The organism is Rhizobium skierniewicense (genome assembly GCF_014196515.1).
In the GTDB taxonomy this organism is placed as follows: domain Bacteria; phylum Pseudomonadota; class Alphaproteobacteria; order Rhizobiales; family Rhizobiaceae; genus Agrobacterium; species Agrobacterium skierniewicense.
The window spans coordinates 118301-130136 of record NZ_JACIDV010000002.1 but is presented as its reverse complement, the minus strand read 5'-3'; the positions used below and the strand labels follow the sequence as shown (position 1 = coordinate 130136).

Annotated in this window: 13 protein-coding genes and 1 pseudogene; 8 read left to right on the top strand and 6 right to left on the bottom strand. The window is 55.9% G+C overall.

The features are described from left to right. Nucleotides 1-81: 81 nt before the first annotated feature. The 6 genes from GGQ73_RS03415 to motA form a co-directional block, all read right to left on the bottom strand. Complete coding sequence (locus GGQ73_RS03415) at nt 82-531, bottom strand: hypothetical protein (protein WP_183894000.1); 450 nt, start codon at nt 529-531, stop codon at nt 82-84. Between the two features lie 5 nt (nt 532-536). Beyond that, nucleotides 537-1619 (bottom strand): flagellar biosynthesis protein FlhB, encoded by a 1083-nt coding sequence (flhB, locus tag GGQ73_RS03410; protein ID WP_174152056.1) that lies wholly within the window; start codon nt 1617-1619, stop codon nt 537-539. A 124-nt stretch (nt 1620-1743) separates the two neighbouring features. Then, entirely contained in the window at nt 1744-2787 is a 1044-nt protein-coding gene (gene fliG, locus GGQ73_RS03405; protein ID WP_174152055.1) for a flagellar motor switch protein FliG, read from the bottom strand. Nucleotides 2788-2814: 27 nt separating this feature from the next. Further along, complete coding sequence (fliN, locus tag GGQ73_RS03400) at nt 2815-3354, bottom strand: flagellar motor switch protein FliN (RefSeq protein WP_174152054.1); 540 nt, start codon at nt 3352-3354, stop codon at nt 2815-2817. Nucleotides 3355-3421: 67 nt separating this feature from the next. After that, nucleotides 3422-4381, bottom strand: coding sequence for a FliM/FliN family flagellar motor switch protein (locus GGQ73_RS03395; protein WP_412762948.1), 960 nt, complete (start codon nt 4379-4381; stop codon nt 3422-3424). Then, a complete protein-coding gene (gene motA, locus GGQ73_RS03390) occupies nt 4378-5250 on the bottom strand; it encodes a flagellar motor stator protein MotA (protein WP_174152052.1) in 873 nt (290 codons plus the stop codon). Before motA ends, GGQ73_RS03395 begins: the two co-directional genes overlap by 4 nt. Nucleotides 5251-5491: 241 nt before the next feature. Between motA and flgF the strand changes: the two genes are divergently transcribed. From flgF to GGQ73_RS03355, 8 genes and pseudogenes are all read left to right on the top strand, one after another. Next, entirely contained in the window at nt 5492-6226 is a 735-nt protein-coding gene (gene flgF / locus GGQ73_RS03385; protein WP_174152051.1) for a flagellar basal-body rod protein FlgF, read from the top strand. Nucleotides 6227-6355: 129 nt separating this feature from the next. Then, a complete protein-coding gene (gene fliI / locus GGQ73_RS03380) occupies nt 6356-7693 on the top strand; it encodes a flagellar protein export ATPase FliI (RefSeq protein ID WP_234910884.1) in 1338 nt (445 codons plus the stop codon). 2 nt (nt 7694-7695) lie between these two features. Beyond that, nucleotides 7696-8256: a flagellar protein gene (locus GGQ73_RS03375; protein WP_183893996.1), complete on the top strand. Its 561-nt coding sequence runs from the start codon at nt 7696-7698 to the stop codon at nt 8254-8256. Nucleotides 8257-8739: 483 nt separating this feature from the next. Then, a complete protein-coding gene (locus GGQ73_RS03370; RefSeq protein ID WP_183893994.1) occupies nt 8740-8910 on the top strand; it encodes a hypothetical protein in 171 nt (56 codons plus the stop codon). Between the two features lie 558 nt (nt 8911-9468). Next, nucleotides 9469-9693 (top strand): annotated as a pseudogene (locus GGQ73_RS23320) (helix-turn-helix domain-containing protein); the annotation flags it as partial. Nucleotides 9694-10014: 321 nt separating this feature from the next. Beyond that, complete coding sequence (locus GGQ73_RS03365) at nt 10015-10260, top strand: hypothetical protein (protein WP_183893992.1); 246 nt, start codon at nt 10015-10017, stop codon at nt 10258-10260. 470 nt (nt 10261-10730) lie between these two features. After that, nucleotides 10731-11003, top strand: coding sequence for a hypothetical protein (locus GGQ73_RS03360; RefSeq protein ID WP_183893990.1), 273 nt, complete (start codon nt 10731-10733; stop codon nt 11001-11003). After that, a complete protein-coding gene (locus GGQ73_RS03355) occupies nt 11000-11836 on the top strand; it encodes an HK97 family phage prohead protease (RefSeq protein WP_183893988.1) in 837 nt (278 codons plus the stop codon). Before GGQ73_RS03360 ends, GGQ73_RS03355 begins: the two co-directional genes overlap by 4 nt.

Below are 11836 nucleotides of genomic sequence, written 5' to 3'. Positions count from 1 at the left end.
GCCCGTCACCGAGGACCGCTTGCGATCCTCGGTGACGGCGTATCGATCATCTCAGATGTGAAGGGTCGTCGCGCGCAACGCCTAATGCGTGATTGTAGCTGCGGGAGTGTCGGTCGTGCGGTAGAAGGTTGCGTGTCGCAGACTATCGGCCAGAAACGCCGTATTTTCGTTCGGGTCGTTTGACGGATTCTGGAAATTGATGTGATTGATATTCACACCAGCCTGGTCCTTTCCCAGCATCAACTGCGCATAGATGGTCACGCCTTTCGGCTTGATTTCCAGATCCAGCGTGATTTCGGGATAGGTGTCCCAATCGAGCGAATAATCGCCGCCAATTCCAAAATAGACGGTACCCGGGTGGAAATAAAGTTCCGCAGCCGAATCCACGAGATCGGACAGGCTGCTGTAATACTCAAACTTCAACAGGGAGATGAGATCTCCCGCATCGATCAAACGAAGCTCGGCGGCCACTGGGCTAATCGCGCGAGCCAAAATTTCTTCTCTCTCAGCCGAATATGAGCACTTTTTCATACTGATCAGTTTACCCGTCTTTTGCTTTGGCGTGTGGCGTAAACCTTATGGATAAGTTCCGCGACTGCCTTATAAAATACTGACGGTATGACACTATCCACCGAGACTTGCGCAAACATGGAGCGGGCAAGCGGCGGGTCCTCAAAAATCGGAATTCCGTTCTCGGTGGCGATCTCTCTGATCCTGAGAGCGATCAGATCCTGGCCCTTGGCGACGACAATGGGCGCGTCGCTTTCTTCCTTTACATAGCGCAGGGCAACCGCATAGTGAGTCGGGTTGGTGATAATGAGTGTCGCACGCGGGACACCATCCATCATGCGGCGGCGAGCCCTGTCACGCGCGATCGAACGCTGACGAGCTTTCACGACCGGATCACCCTGCGATTGCTTGTGCTCGTCCTTGATTTCCTGCTTGGTCATGCGCAGGTCGCTGTGCCACTTATAATTGGTCCAGAAATAGTCAACCACGGCCAGAATGCCCGTGGAAAACAGAACGACAATCACCATTTTCTTCAGGATTTCATAGCCCGTCGTCATGATGCTGTGCGGGTCTACCATCAGGGCATTGAGAAGATTGTAGTAATCGCTCTTCAAAACCATGACCATGATGATCGCAACGACGACCACCTTGAACAGCGACTTGCCGAAATTGACCATGCCATTGACGCTGTAGATGCGCTGAAAGCCTTTAACGACCGATATTCGTGACGCCTGAGGGGTGATCCGGTCCAGAACGAACTGCGGCAGGTTCTGTGCGAAAGACTGCCCCAGACCGAAAATGATCAGCATGATCGCGGCGGGCATGAGGAGCGCGCTGGCTTCCTTGGCAAGGTGCAGCCCCAGCGACACCATGTCGGCGGCGGTGTTCATGCGCCATTGTTCGGGTCGCTCTATGATGTCTTTGAGCGTTTCGCCCAGTCTCTTGATACCATCAGGAACGAAGAAAACGAGATAGATGTAGAAAGCGAGCGTCGAAGCGAAGAGAGACGCTTCGTGCGATGAGGGGACATTGCCCTTCTCCACCGCATCGGTCATCTTCTTTTCTGTGGGTTCTTCTGTTTTACTGTCTTTGTCTTCGCCGTCTGACAAGACACGTCCCCTGCACAAAAAAGGCCCGCCGGAATCGGCAGGCCGTTATCGACAGGTTACAGAGGCCAACCTTTGCCCGCAACCCACCCGTCGCTACCACACAGGGTTATCAACCGGCGAGAGATCACGCCGCTGCGGCTTGCTCTGCCGGGGCGGCTTCCTTGAGCAGGATCTGGCCTGAATTGGCCAGGCGAATGGCTTCCTGCGCAACGGCGCGGCGGGCAATCGCCACTTCGCGGGTGTTGAGAGACGCGGTTGGCACGGCCAGGTCCGATTCGATCATGCGACGCTGGCGCGGGCTGATGCACGACAAGACACATTCCTTGATTTCCATCGTGGCGCCGCGAAGCGCCATGGTGAGAATGTCGGCGGAGACGTCGTTGAGCAGAAGAACACGGCTGCGCTGCGGCATGTAGAGAAGGTCTTCGAACAGGAAGATCTTTGGCTTGACCTTGTTGGCAGCTTCCTTGCTGAGGGTCTCGAGCGAGCTGAGCAGGGTATCGACCTGCGGCTTGTCGAGTTCGTTCATGAGGTCGGCGACCTTCGTCGAACCGGCTGCGTTGCGCTCCGCGTCGAGTTCCACGATCAGGTTCAAGACACGCTTTTCGATAATCTGCGTAGCGGCCGGACTGACTTCCTTCATGTTGACCGTACGGTTCATGATGTCGGCGCGCTGCTCGTCGGGAATGGTCAGAAGAACCTTTGCACCGAAAGACGATGGCAACATGGACAGGATATAGGCAATGGTCTGCGGGTGCTCGCGCATCAGGAACTTGCCGATGATCAATGGGTCTGCATCCTGCAGCTGGTCCCAGATCGATGTTTCATAGGACTGGAATGCCGCACGGCGACCGAGAAGGCCGTCGACCTCTTCCGGTGTCAATCCTTCTTCGAGAATGCTCTCGATGGCCTTGGCATTGTCCATGAGGCCAGTGCCTTCGGTAAACAGGTCTTCGAATTCAGCCACGATCACTGCGAGTTCATCGGGAGGAATGACCCGCAGCGTCTGGGCTGAATTGATGATGGTCTGCAACTCGGCCTGCGTGAAAAACTTGAGGAGTTTCCCGGCCACGCCTTTTCCCATCGCCAGAAGTACGGCGGCGGCCTTATCGGCCTGAGACAACGGTTTCCCTGCTAAAGGGTTACCGAAATCTTCAAAGTCCATCATGGTCTTTCCTCTCCGTCCCCACAGGGATTAGGCTTTCTTCGTACTCAAAACTTCGATCAGCTTCACGCCAAACCGTGTATCATCGTCTTCCAGAACGGTGATCTCGCCACGCGCAATGCATCGGCCATTCACCATGATTTCAACAGGCTCACCGATTCGACGCTCAAGCGCGATGGTCGCACCTTCTTCAAGTCCCATCAATCCGGAAACCAGCATGCGGCTGGTGCCCAGAACGATCTGCACATCGATGGGGATATCCATGATCAGATCGAGATTATCCGAAAGACCGCTGCCCAACGGCGATGGCGATCCCATGACCGGTTCGGCAGAGCCGAACTCGGACATTCCGAATGTATCCATGCCACCGCCGAAAGCAGCAAGATCGTTGCTTTCCGGTTCGGCTGCTGTCGAGCCGAAGTCGCCAAAATCGCCGAAGTCGGACAGCGATCCTTCCGAATCGCTCTTCAGCACACCGCGCAGATCGCCGATCGCCTGGTCCAGATCGGCTGGATCATTCAGCGACGCCATCAAGTCGTCTTCGGGTTTTGGTGTCTTTTTCGTAGCCATGCGCTAATTATTCCCTTTGAAACTTGCGTCAAGCTGCCCATGCCTCTTGGGGAGGCGCGTTCAGGATTTAACCCATCAAATGTCTGAGAATTTCGTCATCCGTGGAGACGTTATTCTTGACCCGAACCGTGTATCGATCGCCTGCGCGACCGAATTCGCAATTGTACATGTTGGCGCCATTGGCGCTGACCTCGACGCAGATGTCGTCCTGGCGGATATCGCGAAACGGAATGACATCGCCTTCCACCAGCCGCGAGATCGTCTTCAGTGTCAGGCTCTGCAAGCGGATTTTGGCTTCCAACGTGACCTGCGAGCGTTTCACCTGCTCGGAAATCATCTCCACCCATTCTTCCTGCTTCTTCATCGCCTGCGCCGATGGTTTTGGCGCGACGATCGTCGTCTTCAATAGGGTGCGCTGAGGAATGACCAGCACGAACTCGCTGGCGACCTTGCCGATCTCCACCTTCAGCCGAACGAGCATGCCGAATTGTGCGGCCATGGCCTCTTCGAAAGCACTCTTGCCATTACCGTTGAAAGGCGCATTGACCGTCGTCTCGAATCCGCCTTGCGCGTTGACGCCGGAGCGCAGCACGTCACCGATGCGGCCCATGACAAGTGCGGCAAGATCAAGCTCGATCTGCGACAGCGCCCGCACTTCAGCCTCAATAACCGTATCAGGGGCGGCACCCAGCATCCGCTCCATCAATGCCATGATGAAGGACGTGCTGGTCGCTATCATGAAGTTGGGGCACCAGTTGCGCAACGAGCAGTCTGCCACGGCAAAATCCTTGCCCAGCTTGCGAACAAGATCGGTCATCAGGCCTGATTCGCAGCCGACATAGTCGACCTCTATGGTGATGCCCGTCTCGCTGTGAAAGATATCGGGCAGAAAATTGCTGTACAGCTGGCCCATATCAGCACCAATCTTGGCAACTTTCTTGCTGTCGCCAAGGCCACCCGTCAACTTCGCGAGAAGTGCCGGTTCCATGGTCGTGACAGTGGTCTGGGCAATATTTGCCATCATCAAGCCGCCTTCTGGTCGCCACCCGGGTTCATCATTTCCTGCTCCACGGCATCGATGGACGGACGCTCATAGTTGGAAATGGTCTTGCGTCCGTATTCCAGCGCGACCTGCGGGACCGAGCCATTCATGTAGGCAAGCAAGGTCTGTTTCACGATGATGTAAAGACGGTGCTGCTTGGTGCGCACGATCTTTATCTGCGCCGACAGAGGATTACAGATGGAGTAGGACAGGATGATACCAAGCATGGTGCCAACGAGTGCAGCACCGATGAGGCCGCCCAGAACCGCAGGCGATTCGTTGATCTTGCCCATCGCTTTGATAACGCCGAGAACCGCGGCCACGATACCGATGGCGGGGAATGAATCGCCCATCGCGGTAATGGCGTGATAGGGCTTCATCTTGTCGTGCAGAATGGTTTCGATTTCTTCGTCCATCAGCGCCTCGATCTCGTGGCTGCGCGCATTGCCGATGATGATGAGGCGAACATAATCGCAGATGAAAGACGTGAGCTCCTTGTTTTTCAGAACCGATGGTGCGGTCTGGAAAATCGAGGATTCCTCCGGATTGTCGATATGAGCTTCGATCTCGTTGCGCGATTTCGTACGCAGATCGCGCATCAGCGAATAAAGGACACCCAGAACGTCCAGATAGTTCCGCTCTTTGGGGACGGCAAACTTGAATGCTTCGCCAAGTGCCTTACCGCTGTCCTTCACCACTTTCATGGGGTTGGCCATGATGAAGCCACCGATACCAGCGCCGCCGATGATGACAAGCTCGAATGGCTGGAACAGCACGTCCAAATGACCGCCCATGGCCATGTAACCGCCGATAATACAGCCGAAGGTAATCACTAATCCGATAAGAATGTTCATCTGAAGCTCGCGTCTGATGCCAATTTCGCATTTCAGGGATAGGTGACATGCCTTGTGCGAGGCTGGCTATCAACGGCTGTTTCCAAGCCCGCATTCCAAGCAATACCAGCTCAGCCTAGACCCCTCGTCCCATGGTCGCGCTCAAAAGCTTCGCACAAGCCAGCGCTTCTAGTTTCGGGGCAGATACGAGGTTGCTGTGAAGCAGTGCGCCTTTTCTTCATTGTCCGAACAGGAGAGCACCATGCAATCAGGAATTTACGTCGGCATTTCCTCCCAGATTGCCTTGGAACGCCGCCTGACTACCATTGCCGACAATATCGCCAACATGAACACGGTCGGTTTTCGCGGTACGGAAGTAAAGTTCGACCAGGTCATGAGCCAGACGCGCAACGATCTGAAGGCCGACATTTCCTTCGTGACGCAGGGAAGCGATTATCTTTCGACACGCAACGGTGAAATGATCAAGACCGGCAACCCGCTTGATTTCGCGGTCAAGGGGGATGGATGGTTCGGCATCAACACGCCAGCCGGCCAGGTCATGACGCGCGATGGTCGCTTCTCCATGTCGGTAACGGGCGAGCTGGTCTCCACGCAAGGCTATCCAGTTATCGATGCTGGTGGCGCGCCTATACAGCTCAACCTCGCCGGTGGCACGCCGACCGTCGGTGCGGATGGCCGTATTGTTCAAAATGGCACCACAGTTGCGCAGCTCGGCCTTTTCTCCGCTGATGCGAAGAAGGGTTTTGTGCGCTATGAAAACAGTGGCGTCATCTTCTCCGAAGCGCCGCAGCCGGTGGTCGACAATTCGGCCGTTGGCGTCATGCAGGGCTATGCAGAACAATCCAATGTCAACGCCATCAGCCAGATGACCCAGCTTGTTCAGGTCAACCGCGCTTTCGAAGGCATCTCCTCGCTGATGAAGTCGACGGAAGATTCCTTCGCGCAGGCCATCCGCACCCTTGGTGGCGGACAGTAACGGCGGCTGACTGAGATGGAAGCCCAACCCGATATCGAGACAGTAACAGATACGGAAATGGATGGGGACATCCTGGTCGCGCCACTGGCACGGCCGAACATCTTTCCAAAACTGGAAGCACTTGCACAAATGATGGAGGCGCAGGTCGCCGCCGGCATGCCGATGTCGCGCGGCGGCAAGGTCAGAACCATCGCTGCAGGCCATTACACGGTCAGCGGTCTTTCGGAACATGTGCGGCTCGGCGAATTCGTCGTTCACAAGAGCGCCACGGGCCTGCATCTGGGTGAAGTGGTTCGTGTCGAACCGGACCTGATCTATGTGTGCCCCATCGAACCTGGTGACCCGATCGGCGTCAACGATGTGGTCTTGCGCGAAGGCGAATTCCGCGTTCAGCCTGATGACAGCTGGTGTGGGCGCACCATCAACTCGCTGTGCAAACCCATCGACAATAAAGGCCCCCTTCTGAAGGGACCTAGAAAACGTTCGGTCATGGCACTGCCGCCACCGTCGATGACGCGCAGCCGGGTCATTTCGGGCTTCCGCACCGGCGTCAAAGCCATCGACATCTTCACACCCCTCTGCTTCGGTCAGCGTCTGGGCATCTTTGCCGGCTCGGGCGTTGGTAAATCCACCCTGCTTTCCATGCTTGCCCGCGCCGATGCATTTGACAAGGTCGTCATTGCGCTCGTTGGCGAACGTGGTCGCGAAGTTCGTGAGTTCATCGAGGACACGCTCGGTGACAACATGCAGAAATCCATCGCCATCGTCGCAACCAGCGACGAGAGCCCTATGTTGCGCAAAATGGCGCCGCTGGTGGCCATGACGATTGCCGAACACTTTCGCGACAAAGGCGAAAATGTCCTCTTCATTGCAGACAGCATCACGCGGTTCGCCCACGCCATTCGCGAAGTGGCCATTGCCGCCGGAGAGCCGCCTATTGCGCGTGGCTATCCTGCCTCTGTCTTCACCGAATTGCCCCGTTTGCTGGAGCGCGCCGGACCCGGCCCGGAAGGCACGGGAACAGTAACCGCGATCATCTCCATTCTGGTTGATGGAGACAATCACAACGACCCCATCGCCGACTCGACCCGTGGCATTCTCGACGGACACATCGTGCTGGACCGCGCTCTGGCCGATGAGGGCCGCTATCCGCCGATCAACCCGCTCGCCTCCATTTCGCGCCTGTCGCACAAGGCCTGGACGCCCGACCAGCAAAAGCTGGTCTCGCGGTTGAAATCGCTCATTCACAATTACGAAGAAACCAAGGATTTGCGTCTGATCGGCGGCTATCGACCCGGCGTGGATGCCGAACTCGATATGGCCGTCAAACAAGTTCCGTTCGTCTACGATGTACTCAAGCAATCGCCGGGCGACCGGACCGTTATCGACGCCTATGCCGAGCTTGCAAATGCGTTGCGCAACGCACCCGTCAACAATCAGCCAGCGCCTTTACAGCGGCGGGGATGACCATGAATCTGATCCATTCGAAAATTAACGAAAATCTGGCCCGCGATGCACGCCAAAGACGGTCTATCCGGGATTTTGACCGTTACCTGACCGGCGGCCTCCTCGTCATTGCAGCCACAGCTGCTGCGCTGCCATGGTATGTGTTCTTCAACCCGGAGAAATTCGGCATCAGCGGCAATGGTTGGGAAGCGCTCAAGCACGTACCGCAACGCCAAGGCGGTGGTGTGACCGCTGTTGCGCCGCACTTCGATAAAGACACGCCGCCCGACAACAAAGCCGACACGGTAGCATTGCAACTCGATCCCCTGACCACCGCAACCCTTCCGACGGGCGGGACTGGCGAAAGCCAAACCGACAGCGGACCCTCTCAGCCCTTCCCCGGCGGTACACGCTTCAAACTCCTGCACGTCTCGAACGGCCGCGCACTCATCGAAGACAAATCCGGCATGTTCCTCGTCCAGATCGGCTCTGCCCTCCCCGACGACAGCCGCCTGGTATCAATGAACAGCGTGGATGGCAAATGGCAGATCATCACTTCATCGGGTGAAGTTTATTCCGAGTAGGCACACTCAGCAATCGATTCGGAAATTATAGCACCACACTTTTCGCGCATATCCCGCTGGCACGGCCGCGACGACATACGTTGATGCCAGAAAAAGGGTGTAGACCCGAATTCGGATAGGCCCCCTATCTACCTCTCACGTAGACGGAGTCACTGTCGCTGGATCCGCTGTTAGCCCAGTCCCTACCGTTCTCACGACGCCAGTCGCAACGACCAGCGTAGGGGTGAGACACGTCATCTTGGCCCATGCCGCATGACTGGTCGCGGGCTGCTGGGCTGCCACGGTAGCCGGGGCCGTCTACGCATCCGCTCAGGATTCCCAACGATACGAGGCAAAGCGATGCTGTGAGAAGTTTCATTTGATCTCTCCTGATTGCAGTAGGAACGTTTGCCAAGACCGGCAGTTCCACACCAACACCACCGCCCCCCACCACGCGCCCATCCGGCGCGTGCTTTCGCGTTGGCGTTTCACATGGAAAACAACATGACTACACAACCCTTTGCACTTGTCGAGGCCAACTTCGCCGACGGCACCTACAAGTTCGGCCTAATGTGGCCTCTTGCCACAGAATGGAGCGGTCGATCGATCGCAGCCTGTATGGCAAGCCTTGCACCGTTTCAGGCCTCAGGGCGTCATGGCGTCCTGTACGGGTAAAACCTGAGGAGGCTGGATACGTAAAGCCTGGCCTGACGCTGAAAGGACTGCGGCACACTGTTGCGGCCATGGCGAGGCACTATTCAAGGCGTGCCGATATGTTGGAAAAGATGACAGAAACAATCGCTAATTTTGAGGTGGAGGTGAACAGGAGGAAAACACCAAACGTCTAGGGAAAACCGAAAGTATGTCTAGACGCGAGAAAACTAACTTATAGTACAATTACAAAACACCAAACAATATCAAGGAGATAGAATGGTGCCCGAAGGCGGATTTGAACCACCGACACGCGGATTTTCAATCCCGTGTTGTTCAGCCTCATTCAATCACTTGCGCCGATAATTCTGTCAAACTCGATGCTGGAAATCAGTACGTTACTAGAGATTTGTCAAACTCCTTAGAGGCCTTTCAGCCTCGGGTTCGCGAAGCTGCGATGTGGCTTTACCTGAACCGTTCGCAGGTATCAGGAAGCGTCCTCGTCTTCCTACGCCGCAAGTTCATCCTGACCACAATGGAAGCCACGGACGCCGCGAAAGCAGCGCATCAACTGACCTATCGATGAGCGATAAGCCAGACCTTCCCGGCAAAAACGACCTTCCCATTGCCTACCGTGCCATCTGTCTGGCTGACGGATTGTCGGGCGATGCCAAGAAGATCGCGGCCATTATCATCGGACATTTCAACGTCAGAACGGGGCAGTGTGACCCCGGCACGGAACGCCTGATGAGCAAATCTGGTGCAAGCCGAAGGTCTGTCGTGAACGCCACGAATGAGCTTCACAGGCTCGGCTTGGTTGTAAAGGTAAGGCACGGCGGGAACGGTTTCCGGTCCCGATATCAGCCAAAATGGGAGGCCTTTAACGCACTCATTCGACAGTTCGAAGGCGATGAAACGGAGACTGAGATAGTGCAAGAACCTGCACATACTAAGTGCAAAAGCTTGCACATACATAGTGCAAGTTCTTGCACCCTAACTCAATCAAGGAACTCAACCAAGAAACTCAATGATGCTGACGGAGCAAGTGGAAGGGGTGACGATCATCCATCCTCAAAGCCTGTTCGAACTGTATCAGCCGAGACGGTTCAAGGGCTCTTGAGAGACAGCTTGAGGCATCGACCTGCGATCAAGCGTCAACTACCTTCGGTTGTGGCTGCGCAGGAGGCGGCGAGACATCGCATCGAATGCGAGATCGGCAAGCTGGGTGAGACCATCCGTTCAGTCATCGACCAGCGCATGACGCCTGAGATCGAGAGCGCGGCGATTGTCGCGGAACTCAAGACGCAAGGATCTGGCGTCCACATGGTTATCGAGCGCGTGTCGCAGATGCCTGGGAAGGCTGGTGGCGCATGATGGATACGAACCAGCGACACCCAAACGCGCAGACCGGGGGGCGGGCTAAAAGTCTGAAAAGCCTCACTTTCACAGACCCGCCTCCCCCTCATTCAGAGATTTTTTTTCGGCGCGATTATTTTTACCGTCAACCGATGAAAAAGACGGTTTACGAGCGCAGCGAAAAATTAAGCCATTGTAATTGCTTCTTTTTATCGCGCGACGAGGTGCCGAATGACTGAAAAAGAGGTATTTTTTACCGATGGCCCTCGCGTCGGAATTTGCGTGATCTGCAACGCCGAATTTGAAAATGGAGATCGGCCTCGGCAGGTTTGCTCGGAAGCATGCAAGCGTGAACGGGCGCTGCGATACGGGGCGACTTACCGCCAAGATAACCGCGATCTGCGGGCAAAAATTCACGCAATGTTTGGCGGCCGGGCTCCCACACAGGGGGAGCTCCTCGCGCTCATCAAGTCCAGAAAGGGAAAGCCATGAAGCCCACCAAAGTTACCATCGAGAGCGAAGCGGCAGAGCGCCAGAAGCAATTCTGCGACCTGGTAATTTCCCGCGCCGCAGAACTCGCCGCGTCGGAAGCCGGCGCGCCGGTCCCGATGATCCTCGATCGAATGCTGACATACGCGACCGCACAGGCCGCTGTGAACGATGGTTCCGCCAAGACCGCCGCCGCGTTGCGAGAGGTCGCGGACAAGATCGAGGCCGGACTTTTCCACAGCCTCACTGGCGAGGGGAGAAACCCCAATTGACAAATCAGCAGACTCAGCGCAATTCTTGCCACGGTTCGATTGAAAGCGTCACTGGCTGGTCTAGGGCGCACGGCGACGAACCACCTTCGACAGGACCGGCGACCATACCGGACGCGAAGCACAAGAAAACGGGCAAACAGCCCGAGTGTTTTGACGTTTCCGAAGGTGAAGCCGTGTTTCTGCAAAAAAACTCCCCAAACTTTAAGTTTTCGAACGCCTTGGCGTTGGAAATCAAGGCCGATAGTTCGGGCCGCATCTCTGGCTACGGCTCGATTTTCGGCAATGTCGATAGCTACGGCGAACGTGTTCTGCCTGGTGCGTTCAAGGCTAGTCTCGCTCAGCACTCCCAGCGTGGTTCACGCATAAAAATGCTCTGGCAGCATCGGGCCGATATGCCGATTGGCATATGGTCACGGGCTACAGAGGATGGAAAAGGCCTCTTTGTCGAGGGCCAGATCAACCTCAAAACGGATGCAGGCCGAAACGCTTACGAGCATATTTCGGCTGGTGACGTGGACAGCCTGTCGATCGGCTATCACGAAAAAAATGCGCAACGCGACCGCGACGGCGTCCTCGATCTGATCGAACTGGACGTTTACGAGGTGTCGCCTGTCACGTTCCCGGCAAACCGAGATGCCAGCATCACAGGGCATAAATCACAAGACGAAATCGAAAATATTCTCCGCGCTGGTGGCCTGTCGAAACAGGCCGCACGCCTCGTCATGTCTGGTGGCTGGAAAGCCCTCTCCAAGCATGAAGAAATCGACAATGAGCAAGTGTCCCGCCTCTTGGCGCAGATCAGCGAAGCAACTCAGAAACTCAAGGAAATCTGA

Bases quoted from the DNA above. Each gene is read 5' to 3' on its own strand.
- fliG (WP_174152055.1), bottom strand. From the start codon at position 2,787: ATGATGGACTTTGAAGATTTCGGTAACCCTTTAGCAGGGAAACCGTTG.
- motA (WP_174152052.1), bottom strand. From the start codon at position 5,250: ATGAACATTCTTATCGGATTAGTGATTACCTTCGGCTGTATTATCGGC.
- fliN (WP_174152054.1), bottom strand. From the start codon at position 3,354: ATGGCTACGAAAAAGACACCAAAACCCGAAGACGACTTGATGGCGTCG.
- flgF (WP_174152051.1), top strand. From the start codon at position 5,492: ATGCAATCAGGAATTTACGTCGGCATTTCCTCCCAGATTGCCTTGGAA.
- GGQ73_RS03370 (WP_183893994.1), top strand. From the start codon at position 8,740: ATGACTACACAACCCTTTGCACTTGTCGAGGCCAACTTCGCCGACGGC.
- GGQ73_RS03415 (WP_183894000.1), bottom strand. From the start codon at position 531: ATGAAAAAGTGCTCATATTCGGCTGAGAGAGAAGAAATTTTGGCTCGC.
- GGQ73_RS03375 (WP_183893996.1), top strand. From the start codon at position 7,696: ATGAATCTGATCCATTCGAAAATTAACGAAAATCTGGCCCGCGATGCA.
- GGQ73_RS03360 (WP_183893990.1), top strand. From the start codon at position 10,731: ATGAAGCCCACCAAAGTTACCATCGAGAGCGAAGCGGCAGAGCGCCAG.
- fliI (WP_234910884.1), top strand. From the start codon at position 6,356: ATGATGGAGGCGCAGGTCGCCGCCGGCATGCCGATGTCGCGCGGCGGC.